At 44.3% G+C, this 16,433-nt stretch carries 15 protein-coding genes; 8 read left to right on the forward strand and 7 right to left on the reverse strand.

Going from position 1 to position 16,433, the window contains the following annotated elements; translation table 11 throughout:
• The first annotated feature begins 4 nt into the window (after positions 1–4).
• From leuC to D4N35_RS04750, 5 genes are all read left to right on the forward strand, one after another.
• Positions 5–1,420: a 3-isopropylmalate dehydratase large subunit gene (gene leuC, locus D4N35_RS04730; RefSeq protein ID WP_120070771.1), complete on the forward strand. Its 1,416-nt coding sequence runs from the start codon at positions 5–7 to the stop codon at positions 1,418–1,420.
• A complete protein-coding gene (gene leuD, locus D4N35_RS04735) occupies positions 1,417–2,004 on the forward strand; it encodes a 3-isopropylmalate dehydratase small subunit (protein ID WP_120070774.1) in 588 nt (195 codons plus the stop codon). Before leuC ends, leuD begins: the two co-directional genes overlap by 4 nt.
• 140 nt (positions 2,005–2,144) lie before the next feature.
• Positions 2,145–2,837: a TerC family protein gene (locus D4N35_RS04740; protein ID WP_120070777.1), complete on the forward strand. Its 693-nt coding sequence runs from the start codon at positions 2,145–2,147 to the stop codon at positions 2,835–2,837.
• 221 nt (positions 2,838–3,058) lie between these two features.
• Positions 3,059–3,622, forward strand: a complete 564-nt coding sequence (locus D4N35_RS04745; protein WP_120070779.1) for a TetR/AcrR family transcriptional regulator — start codon at positions 3,059–3,061, stop codon at positions 3,620–3,622.
• A gap of 77 nt (positions 3,623–3,699) precedes the next feature.
• Positions 3,700–4,926, forward strand: coding sequence for an MFS transporter (locus tag D4N35_RS04750; RefSeq protein ID WP_120070782.1), 1,227 nt, complete (start codon positions 3,700–3,702; stop codon positions 4,924–4,926).
• A 292-nt stretch (positions 4,927–5,218) separates the two neighbouring features.
• Here D4N35_RS04750 and D4N35_RS04755 read toward each other — a convergent pair whose 3' ends face one another.
• Genes D4N35_RS04755 through D4N35_RS04765 form a run of 3 tightly spaced genes read right to left on the reverse strand, consistent with a single transcriptional unit; the run spans position 5,219 to position 7,166 of the window.
• Positions 5,219–5,905 (reverse strand): hypothetical protein, encoded by a 687-nt coding sequence (locus D4N35_RS04755; RefSeq protein WP_120070785.1) that lies wholly within the window; start codon positions 5,903–5,905, stop codon positions 5,219–5,221.
• Positions 5,902–6,798, reverse strand: coding sequence for an ABC transporter ATP-binding protein (locus D4N35_RS04760; protein WP_120070788.1), 897 nt, complete (start codon positions 6,796–6,798; stop codon positions 5,902–5,904). The genes D4N35_RS04755 and D4N35_RS04760 overlap by 4 nt, the downstream gene beginning before the upstream one ends.
• On the reverse strand, positions 6,795–7,166 hold the full coding sequence (locus D4N35_RS04765; protein WP_120070790.1) for a GntR family transcriptional regulator: 372 nt from the start codon (positions 7,164–7,166) through the stop codon (positions 6,795–6,797). Before D4N35_RS04765 ends, D4N35_RS04760 begins: the two co-directional genes overlap by 4 nt.
• Positions 7,167–7,337: 171 nt before the next feature.
• Here D4N35_RS04765 and D4N35_RS04770 point away from each other — a divergent pair, with 171 nt between their 5' ends.
• Positions 7,338–8,117, forward strand: a complete 780-nt coding sequence (locus D4N35_RS04770; RefSeq protein WP_164876286.1) for a cytochrome c oxidase assembly protein — start codon at positions 7,338–7,340, stop codon at positions 8,115–8,117.
• A gap of 15 nt (positions 8,118–8,132) precedes the next feature.
• Here the strand turns inward: D4N35_RS04770 and D4N35_RS04775 are convergent, their stop codons facing one another.
• The 4 genes from D4N35_RS04775 to D4N35_RS04790 all read right to left on the reverse strand — a co-directional run bounded on the left by D4N35_RS04775 (position 8,133) and on the right by D4N35_RS04790 (position 12,949).
• Positions 8,133–10,265, reverse strand: coding sequence for an MMPL family transporter (locus D4N35_RS04775; protein WP_120070796.1), 2,133 nt, complete (start codon positions 10,263–10,265; stop codon positions 8,133–8,135).
• Positions 10,265–10,666, reverse strand: coding sequence for a hypothetical protein (locus D4N35_RS04780; RefSeq protein ID WP_120070799.1), 402 nt, complete (start codon positions 10,664–10,666; stop codon positions 10,265–10,267). The genes D4N35_RS04775 and D4N35_RS04780 overlap by 1 nt, the downstream gene beginning before the upstream one ends.
• Positions 10,667–10,886: 220 nt before the next feature.
• Positions 10,887–12,278 carry a sensor histidine kinase gene (locus D4N35_RS04785; RefSeq protein ID WP_120070802.1) on the reverse strand — a complete coding sequence of 464 codons (1,392 nt, stop codon included), beginning with the start codon at positions 12,276–12,278 and terminating at the stop codon, positions 10,887–10,889.
• Entirely contained in the window at positions 12,275–12,949 is a 675-nt protein-coding gene (locus tag D4N35_RS04790) for a response regulator (RefSeq protein WP_120070805.1), read from the reverse strand. Before D4N35_RS04790 ends, D4N35_RS04785 begins: the two co-directional genes overlap by 4 nt.
• A 146-nt stretch (positions 12,950–13,095) precedes the next feature.
• On the opposite strand from D4N35_RS04790, the gene D4N35_RS04795 reads away from it, so the two are divergent.
• On the forward strand, positions 13,096–14,670 hold the full coding sequence (locus D4N35_RS04795) for a long-chain-fatty-acid--CoA ligase (protein WP_235870289.1): 1,575 nt from the start codon (positions 13,096–13,098) through the stop codon (positions 14,668–14,670).
• Positions 14,671–14,719: 49 nt separating this feature from the next.
• Positions 14,720–15,532 (forward strand): GNAT family N-acetyltransferase, encoded by an 813-nt coding sequence (locus tag D4N35_RS04800; RefSeq protein WP_120070812.1) that lies wholly within the window; start codon positions 14,720–14,722, stop codon positions 15,530–15,532.
• Positions 15,533–16,433: the final 901 nt, after the last annotated feature.

Consider the following 16,433-nt stretch of genomic DNA (forward strand, 5'->3'; position numbering starts at 1 on the left):
GAAGATGGGCAAAACAATTATTGAAAAAATTTGGGAAAAACATGTTGTTCATAGTGAAGAGTCAAAACCGGATCTCATTTATATCGATCTGCACCTTGTCCACGAGGTAACATCTCCGCAGGCGTTTGAGGGACTTCGCTTAAACGGCCGTAAAGTGAGAAGGCCTGATCTTACGTTTGCCACTATGGACCATAACGTTCCAACAAGAACGAATGAAGAGGTAACAGATCCGATTGCCAAAACACAGATGACTACGCTGGAGAAAAATTGTGCGGAATTTGGGGTGCCGTTGGCAGGAGTGGGCCATCCTGACCAGGGAATCGTCCATGTCATCGGCCCTGAACTTGGTTTAACACAGCCGGGAAAAACAATCGTGTGTGGAGACAGCCATACTTCTACACACGGCGCTTTCGGAGCTCTTGCTTTTGGAATCGGAACGAGTGAAGTGGAACACGTTCTTTCTACGCAGACTTTATGGCAGCAAAAGCCGAAAACAATGCAAGTCAAAGTGAACGGCAAACTTGGTGCCGGAGTTACTGCAAAAGACTTGATTTTAGCGATCATTGCCAAGCATGGTGTTGACGTTGGAACAGGGCATGTCATTGAATACACAGGTGAAGCCATCCGCAATTTGACGATGGAAGAGCGCATGACCGTTTGCAACATGTCCATCGAAGCCGGGGCAAGAGCAGGCCTGATCAGCCCGGACGAAACAACATTCGAATATTTGAAAGGCCGTGAGCATGTCCCGTCAGGAGAAGAGTTTGATAAATTAGTAGAAGAGTGGAAACAGCTAGCGTCTGATGCAGATGCTGAATATGACTCAGTGATCGAAATTGAGGCTTCGGAAATCGAACCATTCGTGACATGGGGAACAAATCCTTCCATGGGTGTCCGGATTTCCCAGAGCATTCCTAAACCGGAAGATGCGGCAAGCGAATCAGAAAAAGAATCCATCGAGCAGGCTCTTCACTATATGGGCTTGGACGGCGGCATGAAAATGTCCGATGTGGATATTCAATATGTGTTCATCGGCTCCTGCACAAACTCCCGCATCGAAGACTTAAGAGCGGCGGCTGAAGTGCTGAAGGGGAGAAAAGTCAAAGAGGGGGTAACAGCCATCGTTGTCCCCGGTTCCCGTACTGTAAAGGCGCAAGCTGAGGAAGAGGGCTTGGATAAAATTTTCCTAGAATCAGGTTTTGAATGGCGGGAGACAGGGTGCAGTATGTGTCTTGCGATGAATGCTGACCAGGTACCTGCAGGCAAACGCTGCGCCTCTACATCCAACCGGAACTTTGAAGGACGCCAAGGAAACGGATCACGTACGCATCTTGTCAGCCCGGCAATGGCTGCAGCGGCAGCTGTTGAAGGCCGCTTCGTTGATGTAAGGCATATGATGAAAGGAGAGGTTCACGCATGAGGCCGATAAAAGAAGTAACAAGCGTCATTACACCATTGGATCGCGTGAACGTCGATACGGACCAAATCATTCCGAAACAATTTTTAAAAAGAATTGAACGGACAGGGTTCGGGAAGTTTTTATTTTATCACTGGCGTTTCAATGACGATGGTACGGAAAAGTCCGACTTTGTCTTAAACAAGCCGGAATATAAGAACAGTGAGATTCTTGTAGCCCGGGAAAATTTCGGTTGCGGCTCTTCCCGTGAGCATGCGCCATGGGCTTTGGGAGACTTCGGCTTTCGCGTTGTCATTGCTGCGAGTTTTGCTGATATTTTCCATAGCAACTGCTTTAAAAATGGCATTCTGCCAATACAATTGAAAGAAACAGAGATTGAAGAACTTCTTCAGGCAGGGAAAGAAAAACCATTGAAGATTACCGTCAATCTGGAAACGGAAACGATTGAGGCAGAGAATGGAAAAACGTATACTTTCTCCATTGATCCATACCGCCGGCAAATGCTTTTAAACGGGTGGGATGAAATCGCATTGACACTGCAGCTGGAAGATAAAATTGCAGCATATGAGAATTCTATAGCAAAATAACAAAATGCCCGCAGGCACCAGCCCTGCGGGCATTTTTTCACTTCCTTCATTGCTCCAAACGCCGGCCTTTAGGAATGATTCGGGCTTTTCCACATACAAATTAGTGAAAGAGGAATGGAAAATAAGGAGACCAGCCCTATATGATCCAAGATTTCCTTCAAGTGTTTCTCATGACCCTTGTGAGCGATATTGATAACATGCTGATTCTTGGAGCCGTTTTGCGAAGGCACTCTTATTTTGAAGTTACTTTTCTTGCGGCCGTTATGTTGACGATTACCCGGACAGCATATGTTTGTGTCGTGGAGGGGCTGTCGGATGTCCCGATGTTTCATTTTCTGACTGGACTCATTTTGCTTTTTATATCTTATAAGCTTGTAACAAAACTGATTTATGGTGTAGAAACATTAAGATCATCGCGTTCCATATTCCTGCTTCAAAAAATAAAAATATTAGCCGCTTTGGCTGCAACTGACTTTTTGATCTGCTGGGACGGGGTTCTCATCGTATCAAACATTTCCGATCATATCCCCATCATTTCAATAGGAATTTTTTGCAGTCTTTTAATCTCTCTCTATTTTTTACGGCTCATTATAAAACTGGCTGCCGCTATTCCTTGGATCAACGTGGTTGCGGGGGGATTTATTGCTCAAAATGCCATTATGTCAATGGCAAAGGATCCGTGGATAGAAGGCTGGATCAATTATGCTGACGAGTTTGTACCAGAGGTCAACATCGTAAATACCGCTGCTAATGGCGCCGTCATTATCATTGTGGTCATTGGCCTGATTTCCTATATTAAGCACCATCGAATCATTATACATAGGAAGTTTTGATGAAATAGGACCACACTATAAGTCCCTTACTTCTGATCGAAGGGGATTTTTTGTTTATTTCACCATAAGATGGAAAGTCGATTGAAAGATATTTCTTTCCCGGGGATGTTTTTGTCATTATAATACCCCTTGCGGCCCCAACTTTTTGCCTGTATAATAAGAAATATCAATTAAACTAATAAAACTTTTTTTGTTTAAATGGTTTTCAAAGGAGTATTTCAATGAAAGATCGGATTATGCAGGCTTTTGTTGATGAAGTCAAAGACAAGGGAATTAAGTTTACGATGGATGATTTAGCAGGACGATTGGGCATCAGTAAACGCACTTTATATGAGCACTTTTCTTCCAAAGTTGAGATTCTGGACGCTATTATAGATTTAACGATCACAGAATTTGATGAAAAAACGGAAGCTATTATTCAAGACAGCAGCTTAACGCTTTTGGAAAAAATTAAAGAGGCGATTATGGTCGTTCCGAAGTACGATGAATTTTATGATCTGCAAATACTTGAACAGATGAAAAGGTATTACCCTAAGCAGTGGGAAAAAATGAATAATTCTCTATATGAGTGGGAGGCTTTAAAAAAACTGCTTGAACAGGGTATTGAAGAAGGCCTCATTAAAGATCAAAATGTTGAATTGCTTATGCGGTTGGTTATTGATGCTACGAATCTGACGTTGGACCGGCGTTTCATTTGGGAAAATAGGATCACCGTCCAAGAGGCAATGAATGGGATTGTGAATGTGTTATTGTTTGGAATGGTTGAGGAAAATGCCGAGCCTTAGTAGTTGTCTCGGCGGTTTAATTTTCTTTAAAAAACTAAAAAAACCTAAATAGTTTTCGAATTTTATAGAGGTGTAAAATGAATTTTATTAAACAAATGAGTGTGAAAAAAAAACTTGGGTTAATGTTTGCCATCACGATTTTGTTTTTAGACATGCTGCTATATAGCGTCATCATACCGCTGACGCCTTATTATGAAGAAAATTTCAAAGCTTCGCCGACTATGATCGGTATATTGTTCAGCAGCTATTCCATTACTTTATTGATCTTCACCACATACTTTGGAAAATTGACAGATCGGATCGGCAGGAAAAAGCCGATTGTTATCGGGCTGATTGGGATGACTGTCGCGACCATCGTATTTGCCCATCCCATCAATTTTGAGATGCTGATTATTGCAAGGGGGCTGCAAGGTGTCGCTTCGGCGGCAACCTGGACCGCATCGCTTGCTCTCCTTGCTGATATGTTCGTCAAAAAGGAGCGGGCATTTGCCATGGGGGTTGCCATGACAAGCATGTCTGCAGGAACATTATTAGGAGCGCCGATTGGCGGCTTTCTAATTGAGTTTGGAGGATACGCAACGCCGTTTTATACGGCTTCAGTAATGCTGATCATTGTCATGATATTGGCGGCCATCTACCTGCAGGATGAGCATAAGGCAGTTGTTCAGGCGTCCAAGAAGGTTGTGGATCTGTTAAAACAGCGTGAAGTCGTTTGGATTTTGACCATCATGGTGGTTGGCGAAGGAATTATGACGATGCTGGAACCGATTTTGCCGATATATTTATCGGGCACTTTTACTGGGAATTCATTTTTCATAGGCCTGATGTTTGGAGTAATCACGTTGGCTTATGGAATAATGGCTCCGGTATCAGGACTTCTGATCAATAAATACACACCGAGCCGGGTTGTGCTGGTCGGTTTGCTGCTTGCAGGGCTTATCCTGCCTTTCGTCGTTATCGCCCAATCCACCTTGCAGATGGTTATTGCCTTACTATTCTTAGGGGCAAGCATGGGACTCGCCGTATCTCCTACGTTAACAATGCTTGGCAACACACAAAAAGAGGGAGAGCAAAACTCCTACGGAGCTTTATACAGCTTATTTAATATATTTTTTGCCGTCGCTGCCATCATCGGTCCCTTTGTGGGAGGAGTGCTGACGGATGTATTCACTTCGAAAATTACGATTTTCATTGCAAGCGGAGCCGTCATCCTCTCCACATATGGACTTTCTTTAACGAGGAAGAAGAGCATGGGGAACCTGGAGTGTGTGCCATCGGCAGAAACCGTTCAAAGGATGGATTGATGCTTGGCCCCCCAGGTCCACTAAACCGTAGAATCATCCGCTTTAACCAAACAAAAAGCCTTGGCTGAGTGAATAAACACAGCCGAGGCTTTTTTAAAGGAAAGTATAATTTTTCATTGGTATTCATATAAAAGTATTGTTGCTTTGTCCAGCTCCAGCGCCCAGCGACTAGCAGACTTCACGCTTCTTCCTACGATAAGTCAACATCGCTCCGTTGCGCTGCGCGTGTTTCCTTTATCTCGTCAGAAGCGCTCCAGTCTGTACGTCGATAAACAGGCGCTTGCGCCTTTGTTCAAACCGACACTTTACGGAGCAGCAAATAGGAGGCAGCCATACTGAAAAGAACAACCGGGATGAGCCGATAGGAAAGCCCGACTGCTGTTTGGTTTGAGAACCATTTAAAGATATCGGGCCAAACATGAAACTGATGGAACAGCAGCACAATGACACTTCCAATCAGTAAAACGGCCAGCGATAAGATCATCATTCCTTTCACGCCAAAACGCCGGGCAAAGCTTGCAATCAGAAATCCAAGGAAAAATAAAAAGCTGAATAGGATCACATACATAATCAACTGCTGGAAAAATGAGGTTCCGTCATTTAAATACGGGAAGTAAAAAAAATGGAACCTATTTCCCCAGCCACTGGTCCTGTTCTCGATCGAAGTGAAGATACGTATTAATGCACCGAGGATAAAGCATGCTGCCAGACCCATTAAAACAGTGCCGAAGAAGTAATCCTTTCTCGTTACAGACATCCCGATCGCAAACGGAAAAGACTGTACGACGACCAAGATGCCCATTACAAAGGCATAAACAAAAATGGAAGTGATGCCCCCTGTGTAAAACGCTTCATCATTATTGATCAGCAGGCTGACGATCAAGTGAACAAAAAAGCTTGAAGAGAGAATGATGGATGGGATATAAAGCCAACCCCATTTGTCTTTTCTATGAATGTGTAGCACGCTTTGGATACTCATTTGGCCACCGCTCCTTTTTGGTCACGCTTTCCGCCTGTCAAATAGACGATTAACTGTTGAAGAGATACCGATGACACTTCAAGATCAAGTGATTCCGCCTGGTTTTGCCCGGAATAGTGATCATTCCGAATGACTGTAGCGGAAAGCAATCCTCCAAACGGTTCCTGATGAACGACTTCTTTTCCTGCAAGGAATTTTTCAACTATGGCCGCTTTACCAGTAACCGTGTAAGCCATTCCCCGGAGTTTCTCCGCATCTTCATCAATGGTAAGCTCACCGTCTGCAATGACTAATACGTGCTCCAGTAAATTACTGACTTCATCGATCAAGTGAGTGGAAAGGATTACTGTGCGCGGATGTTCAACATAATCCTCCATTAGCCGGTTGTAAAAAATTCCGCGCGATACGGCATCAAGCCCCAAATACGGCTCATCGAAGACCGTCAGCGGTGCCCGGCTTGCAAGGCCGACAACAATGCCTACGGCCGACAGCATTCCGCGCGAAAGCTTCTTTATTCTTCTATTGACGGGAAGGTTAAAGCTTTCTATTAGTGAGTATGCAAAGTCAGCATCCCAATTCGGAAAAAGTGACCTTGATACGTCAAGTACATCTTTGACAAGAAAATTATCCGGATATTTTTGGCTTTCTTTAATGAAACATATTTGTTTAAGCACTTTGTTGTTTTCATAAGGGTTTTCATTAAAAACTTTTATGTCTCCGCTTGTTGGAATGATTTGAGCTGTGATCATCTTCATCAAGGTAGTTTTTCCAGCCCCGTTTCGGCCAAGAAGCCCATAAATTTTATTCTCTAGAACAGTGAAGCTGGCGTTTCGGACAGCTGTGAAATCGCCATATGCTTTCTCCAGACGGCTGGCCTCAATAATATGTTTCAATCCTGCCCCTCTCCTCTCTGAATCATTTCAGTCAATTGATCGGTCGTGATTCCAAGCTTTTTCGCTTCATGGATCATCGTGACCACATATTGCTCAAAAAAATGCTCTTTTCTTTTTTCAATCACTTTTGCACGTGCACCTTCTGCCACAAACATGCCAATCCCTCGCTTTTTATAAAGAATTCCTTCGTCCACCAGCAAATTGACTCCTTTCGCGGCTGTAGCAGGATTGATTTTATAAAATGCTGCAAACTGATTTGTAGAGGGTACTTGGGACTCTTCTGCCAATCCGCCCGAAATAATATCATCTTCGATTCTCTCGGCAATTTGAATGAAAATAGGGCGCCCATCATCAATTAAACTACTCACTGCTTCACCACCATATTGGTTAGTTACTCATGTAACTAACCATATAACGTTTGCGATGAAAAGTCAATGCAAAGTAGAAAATTATTTGAAAATGGGCGAAGTCATAAGTGTGAAAGCTTCATAATAAAATGAATAGATACAGGGGTTATGAGAAAGGGGGAGGACATCATCATGATACTGGGCGGCCTTGCTGCTTGGAATATGCCGCTCGTGTTGATCCTTGCATGCATATCAGCGATGTACTTCTTTTGGGCAAAAAAACATCCAGACGTAGGGTCCAGTCAATTTTATTTGTTTCATGCGGGCATTGGATTGTTCTACTTATTAATGGGCAGCCCGCTATATATGCTCAGCCACCTCTCATTCAGTACCCATATGCTGCAAATGAGCATTCTTTATTTTTTTGTACCGCCTCTTCTTCTGCTCGGGATTCCCGCATGGAATGGACACAAATGGAAAAAAAGAAACATATCTTCTTTTTCAGCCCTCATTCTCTTCTCAATATTGTTCTTTCTTTATCATTTACCCCAAGTTGTTCCATTTGTTTATAAAAGTCCGGTTATCCACACAGGCTTCATACTTCTCCTGTTTGGCCTTTCTTTTCTAATGTGGCTCCCTGTCATTACACCTGGCCCCGGTTCGAATCGATTTTCATGGTGGAGCAGTATTTTATTAATGCCGGCCTGCCTATTGCTCATATTGAATGGATTGATGGATGGGCAGAATGCGAGTCCATTGTTCAGTCAGCTGATGTTAAAACTATGCATCCCTGCCGACCAGGCAGGAGCTTTGCTACCTTTTCAAATCAATGCAAAAGCCGATCAAATCTTTGGCGGCCTTTTGATGCTTGTGCTTCATAAGTTCAGTCTGCTGGCGGCAATACGACTTGGAAGCCAGAGAATAAGCCGGGAACACTTAAAATTAAAACCGTCACTCCACAGGATGGAATGACGGTTTTTCATGTTTTTAAACAGCTTTTTTATTTTCAACCACACGTTTTGGCCAAAAGCTCCATTTGCCAAGGAGCATCAATATAGCGGGAATGAGGAGCGGTCGAACAATGAATGTATCGATCAAAATCCCTAATGCCATGATGAAGCCAAATAATTTTAGTTCATAGATCGGCATAGTTGCAAGAACAAGGAAGGTTGCGGCCAAAATCAATCCTGCGGAACTGATGACGCCGCCTGTTCGGTCAACGCCTCTTCTGACCGCATCAGCAAACGGCATTGTCTTGACCTCTTCTCGGATCCTTGCAATCAGCATGATCGAATAATCCACGCCAAGTGCTATAAGAAACACTAAAGCGTATAACGGAATACGATAGCTGATGGCATCCAGGCCAAGGAAGATTTTAAACAAGAATAATGAAAGGCCGATCGTTGCTGCGTAAGAGAGCAGGATGGTCCCCATCATGTATAATGGTGCGACAATGGAACGGGTCTGCAATCCCAGCATGATGGAAATAAGGATGATCATCAACACCAGTACCACAATCGTGTCACGCTTATTGATATCCCGAAGATCCGCATTTTTTGCACTTTCTCCGGCAACGAAAAGCTCAGTATCCGTTAAACCGGCATCATTTAAAATTTCACCGCTTTTTTCCCGGATTTTTTTCACGGCATCCAGCGCTTCATGTTCATATGGATTTCCAGTAAATATCAATGAAAGCTTGGCGCTTTTTCCATCTGCAGAGAGGGGATGTCCCTGCGCAGTCACCTGATCAACGCCTTTGATCTCCTCAAGTTTCTTTATTACAGACTGCAAACCCTGCATATCAAGGTTCTGATTAGATACGAAAAGCAGTGTTCCCGGTGCCAAACTTCCTTCAGAAAAATCTTTCCCGAGCTGCTCATAGCCGATCCGGGAAGACAAGTCTTCCGGGAAGGACGCAATTAAATCGTACGATTCTTCCATTTTTGTCATATTTAATGCGGCAAGTGCCAGAAGAAGAACAATTGGGATTAAAAAAGCTGCCGGACGTTTTGTCACTTTGTCGGCCATTTTTCCCCAGATTGTTTTCTTCTCCGATTTTTCATCCCCGAATTTCGGAATGGCCGGCCAAAATGCCTTTCTGCCCGTCAATGCGAATAAGGCCGGGAGCAGCGTCAGGCCTGCAACGAGCATGAAGGCTGCTGCGATTGCAAACGCTGGAGCAAAGTTCCGATATGGCTCATATAAAGCGAAGAACAAAGTGGCTACACCAAGAACAATCGTACTTCCGCTGAAAAAAATCGGCTCTTTTACATGGCGCATCGTCTCGCGCATAGCCGCATCTTTCTTCTCATGGGTACGGAGTTCCTCGCGATAACGGGAGAATATGAGCAGTGAATAGTCGGTTACCACTGCAAATAAAAGGATGGTCATGATGGAAACCGCCTGGCTGTCAATGGCAAACAATCCGGCTTTCATCGACAGACCTATCACTTTATCGACAACCGTGTAAACGATGGCGGCGCCGATCAATGGGATGAAAGTCAACAGCGGTGAACGGTAAATAATGAGAAGCAATACCAAAATCAGCCCAACGGTTGACAGCAACAGGACGATGTCTGCCCGGCTGAACAGTTCGACTGCGTCTGCTGCGATTCCTGCCGGTCCCGTCCAAGATAGCTTTAAGTCATGATCCACGGTAAATTGTTTCTTGATTTGCTCTACTGCTGCATGCAAATCGCGACCCTCAAGGTTTTCAGGCAGCGTGATAGGAAGGAAGAATGTCCTTTTATTTTCTGAGAGAAACGAATTTCTTACTTCCGGAGGCATTTTGGATAATGGAATGGTCTCGATGTCTCCGTATTTTTTATCCACCTTCAGATCCTCGGCCACTTGGGCAAAGGTCAATATTTCATCATCCGTCAGGCCGCTTTCCTTGGAAAAAACAGCAAACAGCGGCAGTCCGCCTTCTTCTGGGAAATACTTTTCCAATTGGCGGTCGGCGATGATGGATTCGGTATCCGGAGGGAGGCCTGCATCTTTATTCGCAGCCACAAACTCCTTGGCACCGGGTGCAGCACTTGATAAGATGCCTGCAAGGGCCGCCCAAATCACCAGCATAAACCACCAAAGGCGGTTGCCTTTTAATAATCTATCAGCCATTATTGTTTCACTTCCTTCTCGGTAAGAAATGTCACGATGATAAACAAGGCAAAGCTAAGGAGAAGGATACTACCTCCAGCGATATAAAAGATCAACGAGAATATTTTATTCACACCAAACGGCTGGATGAATTGGAACCACATGCCCGCTGTCAGACCGATTGAACCGATGATAGCTGTCCAACCATGGAATGTGACCAATTTTTCTGCCCTGACCTCAAACATCCGGTAAAAGGCTCCCCATGCAAACATCGATAACCAGCCTACCAAAAGAATATGTGCGTGGATCGGACGGAATGCATAAGATCCGGACCCTGCCATATGTGACCCCATTACCGTTCCTATTAAGCCAAAAATTGCTGCAATACGAATGAATCGGATACTCCATTTCTTTTGTGACATCATTCATTCCTCCTGTTTTGTTCATTTATATGTTCATCCTAAGCAGTGAACATGAACAGAACATTAACGGAAGGTTAAAAATCAGTTTTTGCTATGATTTTGTCATCACAAATAGAAAGCAGGCTATGGCTACTGCTTACGGCCGAGTCTGTTAAACACTTGTTCAATCATGTTAAGGCTTGTTTGATAAAGAAAGCGTAAGTTTTTCTCTACAGGCTTTTTAGTTTCTATTGTTGGAGATCGGCAATTTCACAATAAATGTCATACCTTCACCTTTATTCCTTTGTACATCGATAGAACCCCCGTGCAGATTAACAACCTGATGGACAATTGATAGCCCAAGGCCCGTCCCCGATATTTGCTTCGTTCTCGATTCGTCTGCTCTGTAAAATCTATCAAATATACGCCCCATATGATCCTCTTCTATCCCTATGCCGCTGTCACAATAGGCGACTGTCACTCCATCATCTTTTTTTGTCAAAGTAATATCAATCGAACCGCCGGCCTCTGTATATTTTAAAGCATTGGATAAAAGATTTTCCCAAACCTTTTCCAAAAAGGCCGGGTCTCCAAGGATTTCCGTTTCATCAAGATCCATGGATAAAGACATCTCTTTTTCCTCAAGGAGCCATCTGTATCTCAAAGTCACTTCTTTTATTTGCTCATCAAGCCGGAAGGTTTTTTTGCGGAGTGGTGAAACAAGCTGGTCCAGCGATGTCAAAAGCATGAGCTGCTTAGTCAATGAAGAGAGACGTTCGGTTTCGGATTGGATCACTTCTGCATAGTTTTGTCTTTCCGATTCTGGAAGATCGCTTTTCGTCAACAGCTCCGCATACCCTTTTATATTTAAAAGCGGTGACTGGAAATCATGTGACACATCGCTGATAAACTCCTTGCGGATGCGATCATTCTCACTCAACCGCTCCGTCATGTTTCGAAAGCTTTGGGCGAGTTGCCCGATTTCATCCCGCCGGTCAATATTCAGTTCAGGGGAAAATTGCTCCTCGCCCACTTTTATTGCAGCTTCAGTTAACTTTGTAATCGGATCAATGAGCATTTTGGCGACGGTTAACATGACCAGTACACTGATGATTGCCATGATAATAACCATACCACCCAGCAAATAATGGACCTCTGTAAAAAGGAACTTAATGTCAGGACGGAGGAAAAGGGCATAGCCCGTTCCGTTATGGCGGAAAGGGACTCCAACCGTATTGGCCAGCTCGTCCGAGAAGAAACCCGTTACAAACGTTTCGGTCGGGAAATCCCTCATTCCGTGGTAGGCACGCCCATCCAGCACCTGATTGACGGCATTCTGCGAGAGATTTTTGAGGCGAAAGGGAGCACCATATTGCTGTGTTTCGTCCTTCTCATTGACAACATAAATTTTATAGCCCGTAGCTGATTGGGTTTGAAGAAAGTCTTCCAAATCCAGGTTTTTCTCCGATTCAATGAAGGAAGCCAATGATAAAGCAATTTTCATGTTTTTTTCATCATTTTTTCCTTTGAGCTGCTGATGATAGTAGGTGTTGACAGCCAAGAAAGCGATGAGCCCGCTCATGATCATCGTTCCGAGCGTAAAGACAACGAACTTGCTGTAAAGGGATTTCAATTTTTCATTACCTCTAGTTTATAGCCGACTCCCCGAACAGTGGAGATAATGACATTTTCGGCCAGTTTTTTCAACTTGTCACGAAGCCTTTTGATATGTACATTCAAAGTCTGCTCATCACCTTCATAGTCATAGCCCCAAACACGTTCGAGCAATATTTCGCGTGTAAAGACCTGATTGGGACGGGATGCAAGTACAGACAGCAATTCAAATTCTTTCAGCGGCAGCAGGATCACCTTTTTACCGGCAGACACTTCATAGCTTTGCCTGTTTATCGTAAGGGGACCCACTTTGATCAAGATATCGACCGCTTTGTCATATCTTCTCAAAATGGCGTTGATCCTAAAAAGCAGCTCTTTCGGCTCGAAAGGTTTGACAAGATAATCATCTGATCCTGCCAGAAAGCCTTTTTCCTTATCCTCCAGTTCTCCCTTGGCCGTCAGCAGGAGAACCGGAATATCCGCTTCGGCCCTTAATGTTTTCGTCAATGTATAACCGTCCATTCCCGGCATCATGACATCCACAACCGCGAGATCCGGAATCTCATCCTCTAATAGTTTAAGGGCTTCGGAACCGTTGGCCGCTTTTCGGACGATATATCCTGCTTGGGTTAAATGAATATTTACAAGCTCCAAAATATGCGGGTCGTCATCGACAACAAGTATTTTCAAGTCGCCAGCTCCTTTTTGACTACAGTTTTTTCTTCATTATAAAGCATTAGTTAAAAAGAGGAGACGCGGAAATGCCCCTCTCGCAAATCGGGTAACTTGTGGTATAATTTTGATTATTCATAAATTGGTGGAAAGGGGATTTGCAGATGTCTCTTTTGTTGACGCAATTTTTGGATCGGGCAGTTCATTTGTACGGAAGAAAACCGGCTATTATTGATGAACATGGCAAGCGTTACACCTATGAAGAAGTGAACGGGCGGGTGAACAGCCTTTCATTCGGACTGGCTTCCCTCGGGGTTGAAAAAGGGGACCGGGTGGCTTATTTGGCTCCAAACACACTCGAAATGTACGAAGGTTTTTATGGGATTTTTCAGGTAGGGGGCATAATGGTTTCATTGAATACGAGATTGAAACCGAAGGATTACGTCTATATTTTAAATCACAGTGAGAGCAAGGTTCTCTTTGTGGATCATGTACTGTTAAATCTGATTGAACCGGTCCGAAATCAGCTTGAAACGGTTGAGACGATCATTGTTCATGGTCTGCCAGAGGATAAGGATGGGCTTATTGCGTATGACTCCTGGCTTTCTTCCTTTCCATCAACTGATTTCCCGCGTGTGGAATTGCATGAGGATGATGTCAGCACGTTGCTTTATACGAGCGGTACAACCGGGAATCCAAAAGGCGTCATGCTGACGCATCGGAATAATTATTTGCACGCTTTATCCACCATGCATCACTTGCGGGTAAATGACCGTGATGTCCTTATGCATATTTTACCGATGTTTCATGTTAACGGCTGGGGATCTCCTTTTTATTATACGGCGAATGGCGCAACCCAGATTATGCAAAAAGCGATCGATCCTAAGGTGATCTTGGAAAAGGTTGAAAAATATGGGGTCACAGTGATGCATATGGCTCCAACAGTACTTCAATCCATTATGGATCAATATAAAAATGTAAATCCGAAAATCGACCAAAATGTCAGGATTGTTGTTGCAGGTTCCGCTCCGCCTAAAGCGTTCATCAGACAGCTGGAAGAAGAAATCGGCTGGGAATTTTACCAAGTATATGGAATGACGGAAACGTCGCCATTGAGCCTGGCGTCTTATATATCATCCGAAGATGAAGGCGCTTCCAATGATGAATATTATAAGCTAAAAGTCAAAACAGGGCTCGAAATGATCGGAACCGACGTTAGGGTGGTGGACGAATTTGGAAATGATGTTGAAAAAAATGGCAAAGAAATCGGAGAAGTAATTGTGAGAGGACCTGGCGTCATGAAAGGATATTGGAAAGATGAAGCGGCGACGAAATCGACCATTATCAATGGCTGGCTTCATACAGGGGATATGGGAACGATGGATGAAAACCACCGCATCCAAATTGTTGACCGGAAAAAAGACATTATTATCAGTGGCGGAGAAAACATCTCTACAATAGAAATCGAAAATGTCATATACGACCATCCGGCGGTGAAAGAAGTGGCGGTCATAGCTACGCCCCATGAAAAATGGGGAGAGACTCCGCATGCCATTGTTGTTGCGCGGGACGGACATGAAGTGGCCGGGCAGGAAATCATTGATTTTACAAGAGAAAGACTGGCGCATTTCAAATGCCCGACCATCGTCACTTTCATGGAGGAGCTTCCCAAAACGGCGAGCGGCAAGATCATGAAAGTGAAGCTGCGGGAGTTTGTATCGCCTGCAGCAAAAAATTGATATAATGATGGCAGCCAAACAGAAATTTTGACAGAAAGAGGGCTGCCTTATGACTGCAACTATTGATATACGTGTTTTAAACAGCAACGAAGAAATGAGACAAATGTATCAGCTTGAAGAATTCATCTGGCAAGGGGAAGGCGGAATTCCTGTTCATCAAACAATCACGGCCATTCGGAACGGAGGCCTTGCGATTGGTGCATATTGTGATGATCAGCTTGTCGGATTCAGCTATAGTTTTCCCGGATTCAAGGATGGTAAGGCGTATCTATGTTCACACAATATGGGAATTCATCCCGATTACCGTGACAAAGGCATCGGCGCTTCATTAAAAAACAGGCAAAAAACGGAAGCGGCCCGAATAGGGTACGATATGCTGACATGGACATATGATCCGCTGGAAACACGCAACGGTTATTTGAACCTATCGAAACTCCGTGCGGTTTGCAGTACATATATTGAAAATTGCTACGGGGAATTCGATGACGGGCTCAATGCGGGTTTGCCGACAGACCGCTTTAAAGTGGAATGGTGGATAAAAAGCCGGCATGTCGATGAACGCATTCCGGTGCCTGTCAAGGATGATGCCTTCTATATCCCGTGGAAACAGGCTGCAAGCGGCCCGGTCCTTGCTGATGATGTAGAAATTCCTGAGGCAGCCCAAATAATGGTCCCGGTTCCTGCGGCATTTCAAACGATCAAGCAGGAGGATATGAGCCTCGCATTGGATTGGAGATTGAAAACCCGCTCTGTTTTTCAAGAGCTGTTCCAAAAGGGGTATGCCGCTGTTTCTTTGGAAAGAAGCGCCGAGGAGCCTGTGCATCATTATTTATTGGTGAAAAGAGAATCTCTTCAAATTTAAAATAGGATTCTTACCCATAGCGACGGTAAAAACCAAAAAACGGTCACGAATACCGGTGATACCTTCCCGAAGGGGCGTTGAAAATGGGAAAACGGTAACGAATACAGAGGATACCTTCCCGAAGTGGCGTTGAAAATGGAAAATTGGTAACGAATACAGAGGATACCTTCCCGAAGTGGCGTCGAAAATAGAAAAGCGGTAACGAATACAGAGGATACCTTCCCGAAGTGGCGTCGAAAATAGAAAAACGGTAACGAATACTGAGGATACCTTCCCGAAGGGGTGTCGAAAATGGAAAATTGGTAACGAATATCCGTGATACCTTCCCGAAGTGGCGTCGAAAATGAAAAAGCGGTAACGAATACCAGGAATACCTCCCCAATGTGATAAAGAAAACCGATATTCAGGCGTGAATATCGGTTTTTCCTTGAAGTAAAAGAAAGTATAAGCTGATATGAAGATTTTTTCAAAAAAAGCCTTTCTTTGTCCAGCTCCAGCGCCCAGCGACTAGTAAACTTCGCACTCCTTTCCTCGAAAAAGCTTCGCTTTTTCTGCGTGGATGTTTATTCGAGGAAGTAGGCTCAGAGCACTACGATAAGCCAACATCGGCTCGTACCTCGCCGTGTTGTCCGGCTCCGAGTGCCATCGGCGCAAGGATTAAGCCAATCGCTGCTGAAGGCAAACTACGCCTTCTTCAGCGCTCGTCTTATGCTTGTCGCCGATAACCAGGCACTCTCCGCCTTTCCTTATCCTTTATCTCATTGCGGAGTGCTCCAGTGTCTAGCTTCAGACGGCAGGGGCTCGAGGTCGCTTCGGTCAATCCAATGAAGTCAAAGAACGACTTCACTGGATTGCCCTCCGTCGGACAGGATGTCCTAGTGCCACCGACGCCACAGGATGT

The organism is Siminovitchia fortis, from assembly GCF_003605365.2.
GTDB lineage: Bacteria > Bacillota > Bacilli > Bacillales > Bacillaceae_C > Siminovitchia > Siminovitchia fortis.

Excerpts from the sequence above, each read along its gene's own strand:
- D4N35_RS04745 (WP_120070779.1), top strand. The coding sequence starts at position 3,059 with ATGAAAGATCGGATTATGCAGGCTTTTGTTGATGAAGTCAAAGACAAG.
- leuC (WP_120070771.1), top strand. The coding sequence starts at position 5 with ATGGGCAAAACAATTATTGAAAAAATTTGGGAAAAACATGTTGTTCAT.
- D4N35_RS04775 (WP_120070796.1), bottom strand. The coding sequence starts at position 10,265 with ATGGCTGATAGATTATTAAAAGGCAACCGCCTTTGGTGGTTTATGCTG.
- D4N35_RS04755 (WP_120070785.1), bottom strand. The coding sequence starts at position 5,905 with ATGAGTATCCAAAGCGTGCTACACATTCATAGAAAAGACAAATGGGGT.
- D4N35_RS04770 (WP_164876286.1), top strand. The coding sequence starts at position 7,338 with ATGATACTGGGCGGCCTTGCTGCTTGGAATATGCCGCTCGTGTTGATC.
- D4N35_RS04740 (WP_120070777.1), top strand. The coding sequence starts at position 2,145 with ATGATCCAAGATTTCCTTCAAGTGTTTCTCATGACCCTTGTGAGCGAT.
- D4N35_RS04750 (WP_120070782.1), top strand. The coding sequence starts at position 3,700 with ATGAATTTTATTAAACAAATGAGTGTGAAAAAAAAACTTGGGTTAATG.
- leuD (WP_120070774.1), top strand. The coding sequence starts at position 1,417 with ATGAGGCCGATAAAAGAAGTAACAAGCGTCATTACACCATTGGATCGC.
- D4N35_RS04800 (WP_120070812.1), top strand. The coding sequence starts at position 14,720 with ATGACTGCAACTATTGATATACGTGTTTTAAACAGCAACGAAGAAATG.
- D4N35_RS04780 (WP_120070799.1), bottom strand. The coding sequence starts at position 10,666 with ATGTCACAAAAGAAATGGAGTATCCGATTCATTCGTATTGCAGCAATT.
- D4N35_RS04795 (WP_235870289.1), top strand. The coding sequence starts at position 13,096 with ATGTCTCTTTTGTTGACGCAATTTTTGGATCGGGCAGTTCATTTGTAC.